The 15769-nt window shown below is 66.9% G+C and carries 16 protein-coding genes; 7 read left to right on the top strand and 9 right to left on the bottom strand.

All coding sequences use genetic code 11. The annotated features are described in order from the left end of the window. Positions 1-390 (bottom strand): hypothetical protein, encoded by a 390-nt coding sequence (locus tag HFGMBDPB_RS21290; RefSeq protein ID WP_017404032.1) that lies wholly within the window; start codon positions 388-390, stop codon positions 1-3. Between the two features lie 93 nt (positions 391-483). Here HFGMBDPB_RS21290 and HFGMBDPB_RS21295 point away from each other — a divergent pair, with 93 nt between their 5' ends. Beyond that, entirely contained in the window at positions 484-813 is a 330-nt protein-coding gene (locus HFGMBDPB_RS21295) for an Arc family DNA-binding protein (protein WP_016449775.1), read from the top strand. Between the two features lie 65 nt (positions 814-878). Here HFGMBDPB_RS21295 and HFGMBDPB_RS21300 read toward each other — a convergent pair whose 3' ends face one another. Beyond that, a complete protein-coding gene (locus HFGMBDPB_RS21300) occupies positions 879-1463 on the bottom strand; it encodes a BPSL1445 family SYLF domain-containing lipoprotein (protein ID WP_016449776.1) in 585 nt (194 codons plus the stop codon). A gap of 318 nt (positions 1464-1781) precedes the next feature. Here HFGMBDPB_RS21300 and HFGMBDPB_RS21305 point away from each other — a divergent pair, with 318 nt between their 5' ends. Further along, a complete protein-coding gene (locus HFGMBDPB_RS21305) occupies positions 1782-2171 on the top strand; it encodes a DoxX family protein (protein ID WP_016449777.1) in 390 nt (129 codons plus the stop codon). Positions 2172-2281: 110 nt separating this feature from the next. On the opposite strand, the gene uraH is transcribed toward HFGMBDPB_RS21305, so the two are convergent. Next, on the bottom strand, positions 2282-2632 hold the full coding sequence (gene uraH / locus HFGMBDPB_RS21310; RefSeq protein WP_012204044.1) for a hydroxyisourate hydrolase: 351 nt from the start codon (positions 2630-2632) through the stop codon (positions 2282-2284). Positions 2633-2969: 337 nt separating this feature from the next. Between uraH and ggt the strand changes: the two genes are divergently transcribed. Beyond that, entirely contained in the window at positions 2970-4790 is a 1821-nt protein-coding gene (ggt, locus tag HFGMBDPB_RS21315; RefSeq protein WP_016449779.1) for a gamma-glutamyltransferase, read from the top strand. Positions 4791-4886: 96 nt separating this feature from the next. On the opposite strand, the gene glxR is transcribed toward ggt, so the two are convergent. The 3 genes from glxR to gcl form a co-directional block, all read right to left on the bottom strand. Next, on the bottom strand, positions 4887-5801 hold the full coding sequence (glxR, locus tag HFGMBDPB_RS21320) for a 2-hydroxy-3-oxopropionate reductase (RefSeq protein ID WP_016449780.1): 915 nt from the start codon (positions 5799-5801) through the stop codon (positions 4887-4889). 52 nt (positions 5802-5853) lie between these two features. Next, the gene (gene hyi, locus HFGMBDPB_RS21325; RefSeq protein WP_016449781.1) at positions 5854-6654 is read right to left on the bottom strand and encodes a hydroxypyruvate isomerase; all 801 of its coding nucleotides are present in this window, start codon (positions 6652-6654) and stop codon (positions 5854-5856) included. A gap of 241 nt (positions 6655-6895) precedes the next feature. Further along, on the bottom strand, positions 6896-8686 hold the full coding sequence (gcl, locus tag HFGMBDPB_RS21330; RefSeq protein ID WP_016449782.1) for a glyoxylate carboligase: 1791 nt from the start codon (positions 8684-8686) through the stop codon (positions 6896-6898). Positions 8687-8806: 120 nt separating this feature from the next. Between gcl and HFGMBDPB_RS21335 the strand changes: the two genes are divergently transcribed. The 3 genes from HFGMBDPB_RS21335 (at position 8807) to HFGMBDPB_RS21345 (ending at position 11071) form a co-directional block, all read left to right on the top strand. Next, a complete protein-coding gene (locus HFGMBDPB_RS21335; protein ID WP_016449783.1) occupies positions 8807-9724 on the top strand; it encodes a LysR family transcriptional regulator in 918 nt (305 codons plus the stop codon). A 95-nt stretch (positions 9725-9819) separates the two neighbouring features. Beyond that, a complete protein-coding gene (locus HFGMBDPB_RS21340) occupies positions 9820-10158 on the top strand; it encodes an antitoxin VbhA family protein (RefSeq protein WP_249343592.1) in 339 nt (112 codons plus the stop codon). Further along, on the top strand, positions 10148-11071 hold the full coding sequence (locus HFGMBDPB_RS21345) for a Fic family protein (RefSeq protein ID WP_212646177.1): 924 nt from the start codon (positions 10148-10150) through the stop codon (positions 11069-11071). Before HFGMBDPB_RS21340 ends, HFGMBDPB_RS21345 begins: the two co-directional genes overlap by 11 nt. Before the next feature lie 42 nt (positions 11072-11113). Here HFGMBDPB_RS21345 and HFGMBDPB_RS21350 read toward each other — a convergent pair whose 3' ends face one another. The 3 genes from HFGMBDPB_RS21350 to HFGMBDPB_RS21360 all read right to left on the bottom strand — a co-directional run bounded on the left by HFGMBDPB_RS21350 (position 11114) and on the right by HFGMBDPB_RS21360 (position 14677). Then, complete coding sequence (locus tag HFGMBDPB_RS21350; RefSeq protein ID WP_212646178.1) at positions 11114-12436, bottom strand: glycerate kinase type-2 family protein; 1323 nt, start codon at positions 12434-12436, stop codon at positions 11114-11116. Between the two features lie 104 nt (positions 12437-12540). Next, positions 12541-13518, bottom strand: a complete 978-nt coding sequence (locus HFGMBDPB_RS21355; protein WP_017406414.1) for a tripartite tricarboxylate transporter substrate binding protein — start codon at positions 13516-13518, stop codon at positions 12541-12543. 52 nt (positions 13519-13570) lie between these two features. Beyond that, positions 13571-14677: a tartrate dehydrogenase gene (locus tag HFGMBDPB_RS21360; protein ID WP_212646179.1), complete on the bottom strand. Its 1107-nt coding sequence runs from the start codon at positions 14675-14677 to the stop codon at positions 13571-13573. A 124-nt stretch (positions 14678-14801) separates the two neighbouring features. Here HFGMBDPB_RS21360 and HFGMBDPB_RS21365 point away from each other — a divergent pair, with 124 nt between their 5' ends. Further along, complete coding sequence (locus HFGMBDPB_RS21365; RefSeq protein ID WP_016449787.1) at positions 14802-15725, top strand: LysR family transcriptional regulator; 924 nt, start codon at positions 14802-14804, stop codon at positions 15723-15725. Positions 15726-15769 lie beyond the last annotated feature (44 nt).

A 15769-nucleotide genomic window follows, 5' to 3' on the forward strand; every position in this document is an offset into this window, starting at 1 on the left:
TCAGGCCGCTGCGCACGGCTGGCCGTCGGCAAAGCTTCGGGCGCTTCTGAGCAGGCAGGTCACGGCATAGAGCACCAGGTCGTCCGGTGCGTCATCGTTCACGCGATCGATGACCTCGATGGCATAGCCCAGGTCCTGCGACAGCTGCGGCAGCACGCCTGCCGAGCGGTCGCCGGCCTGCAGGCCGGCCACCGCCTGGTCAGCGCTGGCGTGGTAGCCACGCAGCAAATCACGCGCGGCACATACCATGGCCGAGCCGGCGCGTTCGGCATGCAGCTCCAGCACGCCCAGGGCCGCTCCCATATGGCACAACGCATCCACCGCCAGCACCTCCTGGTGCTGCGGTGAGGGTTCCTGATGGCTGTGGCCCGATTGCTTCACTGTCTTCATGGCATCCCTTGCGCGGGACCGTGCTGGTCCCGAAGCAACAATACCTATCAGGTCCCTTGCAGTCAATACCTTTCCGGTCCATGATTGCCGGCGATGAAACAGACCGATCCTCAGTACAAGCTGCGCCTGCCGCAGGAACTCAAGGACCTCGTCGAGGAGGCAGCCAAGCGCACCGGCCGTTCCATGAACGCCGAAGTCGTGGCCCGGCTGCAGACCACGTTCGAGGCCCCCCTGCTGGGCCGCCTGTCGGCCTCGACGGACCCTTCGCTGGAATGCGAAGAGCCCGTGAGCATCTACGACATCAAGATGAGCGCCGAAGCCGTGGAGCGCATCGAAAAGCGCCTGGAACGCATAGAGCAGGCCGTGCTCGCGCCCGCTGCGCCGCAATCCGCCAGTGAAGACGGCGCAACCGGCGGCGCCTGATCCGCCCGCACAAAAGAAAACCGGCCCGCAGGCCGGTTTCGTTCAAAGGCCCCTCGGGGCCGGGATCATTCGACCACCTTGGTGATCTTCGAGCCCTGCAGCGACACGCCGGCTTCCAGGCCCGCGTTGGTCAGCACATAGCTGGTGACGGGGCCCTGGGCGGTCGTGGTGTCCACGCTGCCATTGGCGCCCACCTTGCCTGCGGCCACCGTGGCATCCGCGCCCACGGACCAGCCGTCGCTGGCCAGGAACTTGTCCAGCGCTTCCTGGGTGTTGAACACATAGATCACAGCCTTGGACTGGCCGCCTGCCTGCCAGCCCACCGAGGCGCCCGTGGTGCTGTAGAAGCCCTTGTTCTGGCCGCCGACGCGCAGCACGCCGCGGCCATGCTCCACACCGATGACGAAACTGCCGCCGATCACCGAGGGGAAGATCAGCACGCCCTTGGAGCGGGCCACCATTTCCTTGGAGCCCGGCGCCGTCTGGTACAGCCGCTCCAGCGCAGCGTTGGCGCGCGCATTGACTGTGGTGGAATCAGCACGCGGCGCGGACTGGGTTTCCGGCTTGGTGGTGGTGCAGCCGACCATGGCCACGCTGCCGGCCGCCAGTGCAGTGGCCATCACGACGGTACGCAAAGAAAACTGACGCATGGGAAAACCTGCCTTTCTTGATTGGACGTTTTGGGGAGACCCCATCGGTTCATTGGATTGATCACCTTGCCTCCCGGTCCCGGGCACCCCTACCAGTGCTCGCAAACCGCTTCGGAGACAGGCTGGGGACGATGCTAGGCCGCTTTGCGGTACTTGTGATGAGACATGTCACAAGTTGCGCCATAGGACTACAGGCCCGCAGGAAATGTCTGAAAATCCCGTTCCGGGCCGCCACAGCCGACACCGAAAGCCCGCTGATGCCAGAATGCACCCACAGCAACACCCGGCCCACCGGGCCCATCCACATCGAGGGAGTTCATGAAGTTCTGGAGCCACTTTCACCATCCCCAGGCAGCCATGGTGCTGTTGCGCGTCACGCTTGCGGTCCTGCTGCTTTTTCATGGCTGGGCCAAGATCCGCTACGGCATAGGCAGCATCGAGCGCATGGTGGAGTCCGCGGGCGCGCCGGGCTGGCTGGCCTATGCGGTGTATCTGGGTGAGGTGGTGGCGCCGCTGCTGCTGCTGGTGGGCCTGTGGGTGGTGCCCGCGGCGCTGGTGATTGCGGTCAACATGATCGTGGCCTTCGCGCTGGTGCACACAGGCCAGGTGATGCAGCTGCACAGCTCGGGAGGCTGGGCACTGGAGCTGCAGGCCTTCTTCTTCATCTCGGCCCTGGTCGTGGCCATGGGGCATTCCAAGGGCAAGTAGCCCGCACGCTTGCTGGAGCCCCAAGAGCAACGGCCCGCAATGCGGGCCGTTCGTCATTTCAGGTTTCACTCCAGGCCATCCCCCGACAGCCTGCGCCTGCAGTCCAGGGCTCAGGAGCCCCGGTACGTCGAATAGCTCCAGGGGCTGACCAGCAGGGGCACATGGTAATGCTGGTCGGCATGGGCCACGCCGAAGTCCAGGCTCACCTTGTTGAGGAAATTGGGCTCGGGCAGTTGCACGCCACGGGCCTTGAAGTAGGCCGCCACGTCGAATGTCAGCCGGTAGGTGCCGGTCCTGAGGCTGTTGTTGTCGAACAGCGGCGCATCGGTGCGGCCGTCGTGGTTGAGCACCAGGCTCTTGATCAGCGTGGCCTGGTCGCCATCGGTGGAATACAGCGCGACAGCCATGCCGGCTGCGGGGCAGCCATTCATGGTGTCGAGGACGTGGGTGCTCAGGCCCATGGAAATCTCCTGTGAGGCGGGAGCTGGCCCGCCCGGTTGTCATTGGTTGGTCGATGCACGAAGCGCGGCGCGCGACAGCACTCGCGGCCCCCTCGTGCATTCGCAAAGTGTATACAGTTTTTGTACGCCCTTGAAGTGCGCCATGCAGCTCGAGCCTAGGCAGATACCCGCACTTTCGACGCCGGCAGCGGCCCGTGCGCAGGCCTGCAACGCCATGCTTCTACACTGTGGTCCGCCGCCGCCCCGGCTGCAGGCCCTGCGGCCATCGCATACCGGGCGGCAAAGGACTTTCGCTCATTTCAACGGTTCCACTGTTTCATCTGCCAAGGAGATACCGATGCCATTTCGCTCCCCCTTGCTGGCAACCAGCCTGGCGCTGGCCATTGCCAGCCTGGCCGCCTGCAGCAGCACACAGCCGCCCGCGGCCTCGGCGCCGCCAGCGCCGGTGGCCGCAGCACCTGCACCGGCGGCAGCGCCCATCACGCAAAGCAATGCGGCCCAGGCGGCCAGTGCGGCCTATGACTTCGACATGGATGTATTCCATCCCGTCGTGGCCAGGAACGGCATGGTGTCCAGCGAGCAGGAGCTGGCCTCGCGCATCGGCCTGCAGATCCTGAAGTCGGGCGGCAATGCGGTGGATGCCGCCGTGGCCATGGGCTTTGCGCTGGCGGTGGCCCTGCCCAATGCCGGCAACATCGGCGGCGGCGGTTTCATGATCGTGCACGACGCCAAGAGCGGCAAGAACATTGCGCTGGACTTCCGCGAGGTCGCACCCTCCAAGGCCACGCGGGACATGTACGTGGGCGCGGACGGCAAGGTCATCGACGGCAAGTCGCTGTACACCCACTACGCCGTGGGCGTGCCCGGCACCGTGGCCGGCATGGAGCATGCATTGAAGAAATGGGGCTCTCTGCCGCTGTCCACGGTGATTGCGCCATCCGTGAAGCTGGCCGACAAGGGCTTTACGGTCAGCGAGACCCTGGCCAAGATCCTGGAGCAGGAAAAGAAGAACATGGGCCAGTGGCCCGCCACCCAGGCCATCTTCTGGCGCAACGGCGAGCCCCTCAAGCGCGGCGACCGCCTGGTGCAAAAGGACCTGGCGCAGTCGCTGCGCCTGATCGGGCAGCAGGGCTCCAAGGTGTTCTACGAAGGCGCCATTGCCCGCAAGCTCGCGGCCGAGATGGCGCCGCATGCGGGCGCCCTGTCGCTGCAGGATCTCAAGAACTACAAGGTGGTCGAGCGCGAGCCCGTGCGCGGCACCTATCGCGGCTACGAGATCGTGACCATGCCGCCCCCGTCCTCCGGCGGCGCCCACCTGATCCAGATCCTCAACATGATGGAACGCTGGCCCATGAACCAGTGGGGCGCCAACAGCGCACAGAGCATCCACTACATGGCCGAAGGCATGAAGCTGGCCTATGCCGACCGGGCCGAATACCTGGGCGACCCGGACTTCGTGACCGTGCCGCTCAAGGGCCTGACGTCCAAGCGCTACGCCGAGGCTCTGGCCGCCGGCATCGACCCCTACCAGGCGCGCGCCGGCAAGGACATCAAGCCCGGCAAGCCCCAGCCCTACGAGAGCGACCAGACCACGCACTACTCCGTGGTGGACAGGATGGGCAACGCCGTGGCCGTGACCTATACGCTGAACACCAACTTCGGCAGCGGCATCGTGGCCAAGGGCACGGGCATCCTGCTCAACAACGAGATGGACGACTTCTCTGCCAAGCCCGGCGTGGCCAACGCCTACGGCCTGGTCGGCGGCGATGCCAATGCGGTGGCCGCAGGCAAACGCCCGCTGTCGTCCATGACGCCCACCATGGTGCTCAAGGACGGCAAGCCCGTGCTGGTCACCGGCAGCCCCGGCGGCGCGCGCATCATCACCACCGTGCTGCAGACCGTGGTCAATACCATCGACTTCGGCATGAACCCGGCCGAGGCCGCCGCCACGCCGCGCTTTCACCACCAGTGGACGCCCGACGAGCTGCGCGTGGAAAAGGGCATCAGCCCCGACACCGTGGCCCTGCTCAAGTCGCGCGGCCACAACGTTGCCGTGAAGGCATCCATGGGCCGCACGCAGACCATCCAGCTGCGCGACGGCATGCTCTACGGCGCCTCCGACCCGCGCAACCCCGACGGGCAGACACTGGGCTATTGAAGCAAGAAAAAGCCGCGCCCGTTGCCGAGCGCGGCTTTTCACAACAGGGCGGCGCAAGGCCGCCCTCCCACCAATCGCGTTGTCAGTTGCGCAGCATCAGGCCGGGACCTTCTGGCCGACCTCGAAGTTGGCCTGGATCTCCAGCGCACGCACCATGCCCGAGTGGTCCCAGTTCGCGCCGCCGTGGGCTACGCAGCTGTTGAACAGCTCCTGGGCCTGGGCGGTGTTGGGCAGGGACACGCCGAGCTGGCGCGCGCTGCTCAGGGCCAGGTTCAGGTCCTTCTGGTGCAGCGAGATGCGGAAGCCCGGATCGAACGTGCGCTTGATCATGCGCTCGGCATGCACCTCCAGGATCTTGGACGAGGCAAAGCCGCCCAGCAGCGCCTCGCGCACGCGGGCCGGGTCGGCGCCGGCGCGCGATGCGAACAGCAGAGCCTCTGCCACCGCCTCGATGTTCAGCGCCACGATGATCTGGTTGGCCACCTTGGCGGTCTGGCCGTCGCCATTGCCGCCCACCAGGGTGATGTTCTTGCCCATGCGCTCGAACAGCGGCTTGACGCGCGCGAACACGTCCTCGGGGCCGCCGACCATGATGGACAGCGTGGCGTTCTTGGCGCCCACCTCGCCGCCGGAGACCGGCGCATCCAGGTACTGGGCGCCGATGGCCTCGATGCGGCGAGCGAAGTCCTTGGTGGCCACGGGCGAGATGGAGCTCATGTCCACCACCACCTTGCCGCTGCTGCCCTTGAGGCCGGCGGCCACGCCGTCCTCGCCGAACAGCACCTTCTCGACATCGGGCGTGTCGGGCAGCATCAGGAAGATGATGTCGGCCCGCTCGGCCACGCCGCGCGCGGTGGTGCACTGGGTGGCGCTGCTCTCGGCGATCTGCGCCGGGATCTTGCCCAGGGTGTTCACGAAGAGCTGGTGGCCAGCCGCCAGAAGGTGGCCTGCCATGGGCGCGCCCATGATGCCCAGGCCCACGAAACCGAGCTTGAGAGAGGATGCATTCATGCTGTGTACTCCTTGTCGTTTTTGAAAAGCTGAGAAAAAACTCCGGCGGCACTCAGGCGGCGACTGCCGTGCGCACGCTGGTGTGGGCGTCCAGCCAGCCCAGGCCCGATTCGGTATCGCGCGCAGGCTTGTACTCGCAGCCCACCCAGCCCTGGTAGCCGATGCGGTCCAGGTGCGCGAAGAGGAAGGGGTAGTTGATCTCGCCCGTGCCCGGCTCGTTGCGGCCCGGGTTGTCGGCCAGCTGCACGTGGCCAATGCGCGCCAGATGCTTTTGCAGCGTGGCCGCCAGCTCGCCCTCGGTGCGCTGGGCGTGGTAGATGTCGTACTGCACGAAGGCGTTGGGCGCGCCCACCTCGTCGAGGATGGACAGGGCCTCGTCCGTGCGGTTCAGGTAGAAGCCGGGAATGTCGAAGGGGTTGATGGGCTCGATCAGCAGGCGCAGATTGGCCGCGCTCAGCGCCGATGCGGCAAAGCGCAGGTTGTCCACGAAGGTGCGGCGCAGCAGCGCGGCATCGGCACCGGCAGGCGCCTTGCCGGCCAGGCAGTTGAGCTGGGGCACGCCCAGCGCATGGCCATAGGTCACGGCCTTGGCCACGCCGGCGCGGAACTCGTCCACGCGGTCGGGGTGGCAGGCAATGCCGCGCTCGCCCGCATCCCAGTCGCCGGCAGGCAGGTTGTGCAGCACGATCTGCAGGCCGTGGGCGTCGACGCGCTCCTTGATCTCCTGGACCGTGTGGGCGTAGGGAAACAGGAATTCCACGGCCTCGAAGCCGGCGCGCGCCGCGCGCTCGAAGCGGTCGAGGAAGGGCACCTCGGTGAACAGCATGCTGAGGTTGGCAGCAAAACGGGGCATGTCAGAAGTCTCCGGTAGTCGTTTGGTGGGTTGGGAGCGGCAGGGCACGCAAGGCGCCCGCCGGTAAAAAATGCCCAAGGGGCAATGGAAATCGGAACCCCCGATTGCCTGCACCGCCCGCAATGCAGGCATTGGCGCAGCACCAGCCAGGGATGCCAGGCAAGGGCCGCCCCGCAGCGATGGCATCGTCCCCTTCCGAAGAGAGGAAGAAGCGGCGCAGCCGCTCAGGGGGTGCCTTGCGTCAATCCAGCAGGGCCAGTGCGCTGGGCACGTCGGCAGGCGCTGCGGCCAGGTCCTCGAACTCGATCACGTTGTCGATCTCGGCGCCCATGGAGATGTTGGTCACGCGCTCCAGGATGACCTCGACGACGACCGGCGTGCGGTGCTCGGCCATCCAGGCCTCGGCCTGCTGCATGGCGGGCGCGAAGTCCTCGGGACGGTGCACGCGGATGGCCTTGCAGCCCAGGCCCTCGACCACCTTGACGTGGTCCACGCCGTAGCCCTTGGACTCTTCCTTGTCGTCGACATTGATGTTGTCGAAGGCCAGTTGCACGCAGTAGTCGATGGAGAAGGCGCGCTGCGCCTGGCGGATCAGGCCTAGGTAGCTGTTGTTGACCAGCACATGGATGTAGGGCAGCTTGAACTGCGCACCCACGGCCAGCTCCTCGATCATGAACTGGAAGTCATAGTCGCCCGACAGCGCCACGATCTTGCGGGCCGGGTCGGCCACGCGCACGCCCAGGGCGGCCGGCACGGTCCAGCCCAGCGGTCCGGCCTGGCCGCAGTTGATCCAGTTGCGCGGCTTGTAGACATGCAGGAACTGCGCGCCGGCAATCTGCGACAGGCCGATGGTGGAGACGTAGCAGGTGTCCTTGTCCAGGCTGCGGTTCATGCACTGGTAGACACGCTGCGGCTTCATGGGCACGTTGTCGAAATTGGTCTTGCGCAGGTACTCCACATTGTTCTTGCGGGCCTGGCATTCGGCCACCCAGCCGCTGCGGTCCTTCAGGCGGCCAGCCGCCTTCCACTCGCGCGCCACCTCCACGAAAAGCTGCAACGCCGCGCCGGCATCCGAGACGATGCCGTAGTCGGGCGCGAACACGCGGCCGATCTGCGTGGGCTCGATGTCCACGTGCACGAACTTGCGGCCCTTGGTGTAGACCTCGACCGAGCCCGTGTGGCGGTTGGCCCAGCGGTTGCCGATGCCCAGCACGAAGTCGGAGGCCAGCATGGTGGCATTGCCGTAGCGGTGGCTGGTCTGCAGGCCGCACATGCCGGCCATCAGGCGGTGGTCGTCAGGGATGGTGCCCCAGCCCATCAGCGTGGGGATCACGGGCACGTCCAGCAGCTCGGCGAACTCCACCAGCAGCTCGGACGCATCGGCGTTGATCACGCCGCCACCCGACACCAGCAGCGGACGCTCGGACTCGTTGAGCATGGCGATGGCCTTTTCCACCTGCTTGCGCGTGGCGGCAGGCTTGTAGACAGGCAGGGGCTCGTAGGTATCGATGTCGAACTCGATCTCGGCCAGCTGCACGTCGATGGGCAGGTCGATCAGCACGGGGCCGGGGCGGCCCGAGCGCATCAGGTGGAAGGCCTGCTGGAAGGCGCGCGGCACCTGGGCCGGCTCCAGCACCGTGGTGGCCCACTTGGTCACGGTCTTGGCGATGGAGGCAATGTCCACGGCCTGGAAATCTTCCTTGTGCAGACGCGAGCGCGGCGCCTGGCCCGTGATGCACAGGATCGGAATCGAATCCGCGCTGGCCGAGTACAGGCCCGTGATCATGTCCGTGCCGGCCGGGCCGCTGGTGCCGATGCACACGCCGATGTTGCCGGCCACGGCGCGGGTGTAGCCCTCGGCCATGTGGCTTGCGCCTTCGACGTGGCGCGCCAGAATATGGCCTATGCCGCCATGGTCCTTGAGCGCTGCGTACAGCGGGTTGATGGCGGCACCGGGAACGCCGAATGCGACGGTAACGCCTTCTTTTTCCAGCACGCGGACTGCGGCTTCGATTGCTTTCATTTTCGCCATGGAGGTCTCCTTCAAACTGGAGACAACTCTAGGCAGACGGGCCTGTTGGTGGAACGCCTGCACAGACCATAAAATTTATTCCGTGCAGGAATAACTATCAATGAAAAAGGAGACAGCACCATGGACAGACTCGATGCCATGCACATGTTCGTGCGCGTGGTGGAGACCGGCAGCTTCACCAAGGTCGCGCACGAGTTCGCCACCACCCAGCCCACGGTGACCAAGCAGGTCGCGGCCATGGAGACGCGCCTGAAGGTGCGCCTGCTCAACCGCAACACGCGTGGCGTGAGCCTCACCGAAGCGGGCGCGCTGTACTACGAGAAATGCAAGACCATCGTCAACGACGTGGCCGAGGCGGACAAGGTGGTGCAGGTGCGACAGACCCAGGTGCAGGGCCAGCTGCGCATCGGCAGCTCGGTGGCCTTCGGCCGGCGCGTGCTGATCCCGCTGGCGCTGGAGTTCATGACGCACAACCCCCAGGTGCAGATCGACCTGAGCTTCGAGGACCGCTACACCGACCTGGTGGCCAACGGCATCGACGTGGCCCTGCGCCTGGGCAAGCTGGCCGACTCCAGCCTGGGCGCACGCACCCTGGGCGTGAACCCCTGGGTACTGGTGGCCTCGCCCGCCTACCTGCGCAAGCGCGGCACGCCGCGCCGCCCCTCGGACCTCAAGGAGCACGCCACGCTGATCTACAGCAGCGTGCAGGGCAACGACCTCTGGCGCCTGCGCAACGCCAGCGGCGAGCCCGTGTCCGTGCCCGTCACCGGCCGCCTGCGCTCCAACAACCTCTCGGCCCTGCTGGCGGCCTCACGCTCGCACATGGGCATCGCCGCCCTGCCCCGCTACGTGGCCCACGACTCGCTGCAGGCCGGCCGCGTGGTCGAAGTCCTCAAGACCTGCCGCCTGCCCGAGCAGGAAATCCACGCCGTCTACCCCTCGCCGCGCCTGGTGCCGCAGAAGGTGCAGTCCTTCATCGCCTTCCTGCAGGGGCGGTTCGATGCCGAATGGTGGGAGACGCTGCCGCGCGGGGCGTGAGGCCAGGCGCTGCGCATTGGCAATGCAATGTATGTACATTGGTAGGAATGCCGTCCGAACGGCCTGTGTGATCCCCGTGTTGCGAGGTGCCAGCCATGTCCAAAGAAGTGCAAATGACATTTCGTGTCGAGCCTGAGCTGCGCTCGGAGTTTGCCGACGCCGCCTTGCAGGAAAACCGCCCCGCAGCACAAGTGCTGCGCGAGTTGATGCGCGCCTATGTCAACCAATCGCGTGAACGCGTCAGCGGCCCTGTGAACGCCGCCATTTCCGCAACGGAGAAACGCCGGCGCGAAGCAGCCGTCAACTTCGCCCGCGCGTCCGTTGGGCTGGAAGGCTTCACGCCTTCCGAAGCTGCTGAGACCGGCGCACGCCAATTTATCCGGGGTGATATCCAGCTTGCCGATTTCGTCCAGGTGAAGGTCAATGCGCGATGAGGTCCCGCCTGCATCCGCGAGCACGTTGACTGCAGCGCAGCGTCAGCAACTCGAAGCCGATCACACATTCAAACGGCTTGTCGAGCTGGAGCTGGAGCCTGTGCGCGGCAGCTTCGACGCTGCCCACCTGAAGGCAGTCCACCATCGCATCTTCCAGGACTTGCCGGACGCCGGCTTCCACGAGGTCACGCCTGGCGAATTCAGAACACAGGTGCCCCATGGCCAGGACTGGATGAAGCAGCGCGGCCTATCGACCATGGGAGGCACTTTCCATGTCGTCTATTCACGCATGGACGACGCGGCCATGGCCAGACTCGACAAGGCCCTCGAAGAAGCCAGCCCCGACGAGCTGCGCGGCTTGAAGACCGCTGAATTCAGGGCACGGCTTGCCAGGATGTACATCGAGTTGGACTACGCCCATCCATTCAGCGATGGCAACAGCCGTACGCTTCGCACCTTCACCAGGCAGCTCGCCAGGGAAGCTGGATATGAGGTCGATTGGGCACGATTCGGACACAGCGAGGCCGGGCGTGATCTTCTCTATATCGCCCGCGACCGCAGCGTGAACGAGCTGGCGAAACCACACGTGCAGCACGAAAACACCATGCGAAAAATCCTGCGCACGCAGGACCGGCTGAAAGTCCATCCCGCCCTGCCCGACTTGCTGCGCGACGCAGTACGTCCGAGCCGCGCAGTGGCCTTTGAGCAACTGAACGAGCGGGAAGCGTTGAGCGAGCATCCCGAGCTGGAAGCGGCATACAAGACCGTGCATGCAGCAGCCACCCGCCTGGCCTCGCAGATGCCGGGCCATCCCGGGGCGCAGAAAGTCGGCATTCAGTCAGTCATGAACCATGTTCAGAACTGCCTGAACGCCGGGGAGACCGTCGACTTCGGCCATAGCCAGAAAAGGTAAAAGCGAACGCCAACGCCCCTAATGGCTACGGCCCGGATCTTCTCAGAGAACCAGAATCGCCCGGAAGTCATTGACATTGGTATGCGTAGGCCCGGTCACCACCAGATCCCCCAGCGCATCAAAGAACCCATACGCATCATTGCGGTCCAGGTACTCGGCAATCCGCATGCCCTGGGCCTGGGCCCGCGCCAGCGTATCCGGCGACACGCGCGCTCCCGCGTTGTCTTCCACGCCATCGATGCCATCGGTATCGGCCGCCAGCGCCCAGACCTTCTCCTGCCCCTGCAGGGCCTGGGCCAGGCCCATGCAGAACTCGCCCGCGCGGCCGCCGCGCCCCTTGGGCGTGCCGGCCGGGCGCTGCCGGATGGTGACCGTGGTTTCGCCGCCGGACAGGATCACGCAGGGCTTTGCAAACGGCTGGCCGTGGCGGGACACGGCGCGCGCCAGGGCGGCGTGGACCTTGGCGACTTCGCGCGATTCGCCCTCGATCTCGTCGGACAGCACATGGGCGCGCAGGCCTGCGGCCTCGGCCACGCGTGCGGCCGCCTCCAGCGAGTGCTGGGGCGTGGCGATCATGTGGACCTCATGGCCGTCGAAGCGCGCGTCGCCGGGCTTGGGGGTTTCCAGCTCGCCTGCCTCCAGCGCGCGGCGCACGGATTCAGGCACGTCGATGCGGTAGCGCGCGAGGATGGCCAGCGCGTCGGCGCAGCTGCTGGCATCGGGCACGGTGGGGCCGCTGGCGATGATGGAGGGGTCGTCGCCCGGCACGTCGCTGATGGTCAGCGTGACCACGCGCGCGGGCGCGCAGGCCGCGCCAAGGCGCCCGCCCTTGATGCGCGACAGGTGCTTGCGCACGCAGTTCATCTCGCCGATGGCGGCGCCGCTTTCCAGCAGGGCGCGGTTGATGCGCTGCTTTTCCTCCAGGTCGATGCCTTCGGCCGGCAGGGTCAGCAGGGCCGAGCCGCCGCCCGAGATCAGGCACAGCACGAGGTCGTCCTCGGTCAGCCCTTCGGTCAGCGCGAGGATGCGTTCGGCGGCGGCCAGGCCTGCCGCATCGGGCACGGGGTGGGCGGCCTCGACCACCTCGATGCGCTGCGCCAGCCCTTCGGAGCGCGGCGGGATGTGGCCGTAGCGTGTGACCACAAGGCCGGACAGCGGCGCGTCCGCCGGCCACAGCGCCTCCAGCGCCTGGGCCATGGAGCCGCCGGCCTTGCCCGCGCCCAGCACCAGGGTGCGGCCCTTGGGAGGCTTTGGCAGGCATTGGGCCATGCTGTACAGGGGCTGCGCATCCTTGACCGCAGCGCGGTAGAGGTCGAGCAGAAAGGCTTGGGGATCGGTGAGGTGCAGGTCCGTGGTGCTGGTCATGGTGTGTTGTCTCCGCCGGGCATTATGGAATTTCCTGCACCGGCGGTGGCATGCGGTCAAGTCACAACTGATTCGCCCGGCCTCGTTCCTCGTGCCAACTCAACTCAATCCAGGGCCACCTTGGCGTCCTTGACCAGCCTGGCGAAGCGGTCGGTGTCGTCGCGGATCTGGCGCGCCATCTGCTCCGGCGATCCGCCGATGGGCTCGGCGCCTATCTCTTCCATCTTCCTGCGGAACTGCGGCGACTCGATGATGCGGTTCATGTCCGCGCCCAGCCGCGCCAGTACCTCCCTGGGCGTGGCGGCCGGTGCCAGCACGCCGAACCAGGTGCCCATGTCGAAGCCCTTGAGGCCGGCCTCGTCCAGCGTGGGCACATCGGGCAGGGCCACCGAGCGCCGGGCCGTGGTCACGGCCAGCGCGCGCAGCTTGCCGGCCTTGATGTGGGGCAGCACAGGCGTGACGGTATCGAAGGACATGGCGATCTGCCCGCCCAGCAGATCCGTGGTCAACGGCCCGCTGCCCTTGTAGGGCACGTGCAGCAGCTGCACGCCGCCCATGGACTCGAACTGCGCGCCGATCAGGTGCTGGCCCGTGCCCGCGCCGTTGGAGCCATAGGCCAGCTTGCCGGGCTGGGCCCGGGCCTGGGCCAGCAGCTCCTGCACGGTTTTGGCGGGCACCTGCGGATGGACCACCAGCACATTGGGGACCACGGCCACCACGGTGATGGGCGCCAGGTCCTTCTGGAAGTCATAGCCCAGCCTGCGGTAGACGCTGGTGGCAATGGTGTGGTGCACGGCGCCCATGAGCAGGGTGTAGCCGTCAGGTTTCGCCTTGGCCACATGGTCGGCGCCCAGGGTGGCGCCCGCGCCGGGGCGGTTTTCCACGACCACGGGCTGGCCCAGACTCTTGGACAGCTCCTGGCCCAGCGCACGCGCCAGCACATCGGTGGTGCCGCCTGCGGGAAACGGCACGATGAGGTTGACGGGGCGCGCCGGCCAGGCCTGGGCCCAGGCAGCTGGGATGGTGGCAGGAATGGCGGCGGCCAGCGCGCACGCGGCGGCAACCCTGGTGATGCGGTTCATGGCTTGTCTCCTGTCTGTTCTTTTGTGGGTTATCGGACCATGCAGCGCGCGCTCAGGCAGGCACGGGCTCGGCCTGGGTCTCGGCGGTCTGCGCGCGCAGCCGTGCGCAGACCGCGTCGGTGACCTGCCGCGTGGTGGCCTTGCCGCCCAGGTCGCGCGTGTGCAGCGCGGCATCGGCGGTCACCTGCTCCACGGCCTGCATCAGCCGCTGCGCGGCACGGTGCTCGCCCAGGTGCTCCAACAGCATCACGCAGCTCCAGAAGGTTCCCACGGGATTGGCCAGGCCCTGGCCCATGATGTCGAAGGCCGATCCGTGGATGGGCTCGAACATGCTGGGGTAGCGGCGCTCCGGATCGATGTTGCCCGTGGGCGCAATGCCCAGGCTGCCGGCCAGCGCGGCCGCCAGATCGCTGAGGATGTCGGCATGCAGGTTGGTGGCAACCAGGGTGTCCAGCGAGGCCGGGCGGTTGACCATGCGCGCCGTGGCTGCGTCCACCAGTTCCTTGTCCCAGCGCACGTCGGGAAACTCGGCGGCCACCTGCACCGCGATCTCGTCCCACATCACCATGGCGTGGCGCTGGGCGTTGGACTTGGTGATCACCGTCAGCAGCTTGCGCGGCCGCGACTGCGCCAGGCGGAAGGCGAAGCGCATGATGCGCTCCACGCCCGCGCGGGTCATCATGCTCACGTCGGTGGCCACCTCGATGGGATGGCTCTGGTGGGCGCGGCCGCCCACGCCCGCGTATTCGCCTTCGGAGTTCTCGCGCACGATGACCCAGTCCAGGTCCTCGCGTGCGCAGCGCTTGAGCGGCGCATCGATGCCGGGCAGGATGCGCGTGGGCCGCACATTGGCGTACTGGTCGAACCCCTGGCAGATCTTCAGGCGCAGGCCCCACAGCGTGACATGGTCGGGAATGTGCGGGTCGCCGGCCGAGCCGAACAGGATGGCGTCCTGGCCGCGCAACGCGTCCAGCCCGTCGGCCGGCATCATCTCGCCGTGCGCGCGGTACCAGTCGCCGCCCCAGCCGAAACTGGTGAAGGCAAAGCCCAGGCCGGGCTGGGTTTCGGCCAGCGCCTGCAGCACCTCCTGCCCTGCGGGCACCACTTCCTTGCCGATGCCATCGCCGGGAATGCAGGCGATGCGGTATGTCTTTGTCATGAGGGCTCCTTGGATTGCGGTGGATGAAGCGCCATGCGGATCCATGGCCTTGTCCGTGAATCTATCGATGGAACAACGCCGCGCGCGCCTCTAGAGTGATGGCATCGTTCACTTTGATTCAACAATGAGCACACCCGTCTCGGCGCCATCGGAGATGGCCTTCTTCTGCCTGCTGGCCCGCAGCGCCAGCCTGTCGGCCACGGCCCGCGAGCTGGGCATCACCACGCCGGCGGCCAGCAAGCGCCTGTCCCAGATGGAGGCGCGGCTGGGCGTGCAACTGGTCAGCCGCACGACGCGGCGCCTGGGCCTGACCGATGAGGGCCAGACCTACCTGGCCCATGCGCGGCGCATCCTGGACGACATTGCCGCCATGGAGCAGGCCGTGGCCGGCATGCCCGGGCAGCCGCAGGGCCTGCTGCGCATCAATGCCACGCTGGGATTCGGGCGCAGCCATATCGCGCCGCTGATCGCCAGCTTCGTGCGCAGGCACCCGCAGATCCAGGTGCAGCTGCAGCTGTCGGCCTCGCCGCCGCCCCTGGTCGATGACAGCTTCGACCTGTGCATACGCTTTGGCGAGCCGCCGGACGCGCGCGTCATCGCGCGGCGCCTGGCGCCCAACCGGCGGCTGCTGTGCGCGTCTGCCGCCTACCTGGCGCGGCGCGGCACGCCGGCCACCCCGCGCGAGCTGATGCAGCACGACTGCATCGACATCCGCCAGGGCGACGACGCCCACGGCGTCTGGCGCTTCACCCACAACGGCCCCGGCCGCAAGACCGAAGCCATCCGCCTGCGCGACAGCCTGAGCACCAACGATGGCGAGATCGCCGTGGGCTGGGCCCTGGCCGGCCTGGGCATCGTCATGCGGGCCGAATGGGATATCGCCCGCTACCTGCGCAGCGGCCGCCTGGTGCAGGTGCTGGCCGACCATGCCACGGCACCGGCCGACATCCATGTGGTCTATCCGCAGCGGCATGCGGCAACCCAGCGCGTGCAGCGCTTTGTGGAGCACCTGGCACGGCACTTCGATACGGCCGCGCCCGGTTTCTGAAAAGGGATGCCGTATGCGGGGAAACGCCAATAAGCAGTAGACAG

The sequence above is a fragment of the Delftia sp. PE138 genome (assembly GCF_018320755.1).
Lineage (GTDB): Bacteria > Pseudomonadota > Gammaproteobacteria > Burkholderiales > Burkholderiaceae_C > Comamonas > Comamonas tsuruhatensis.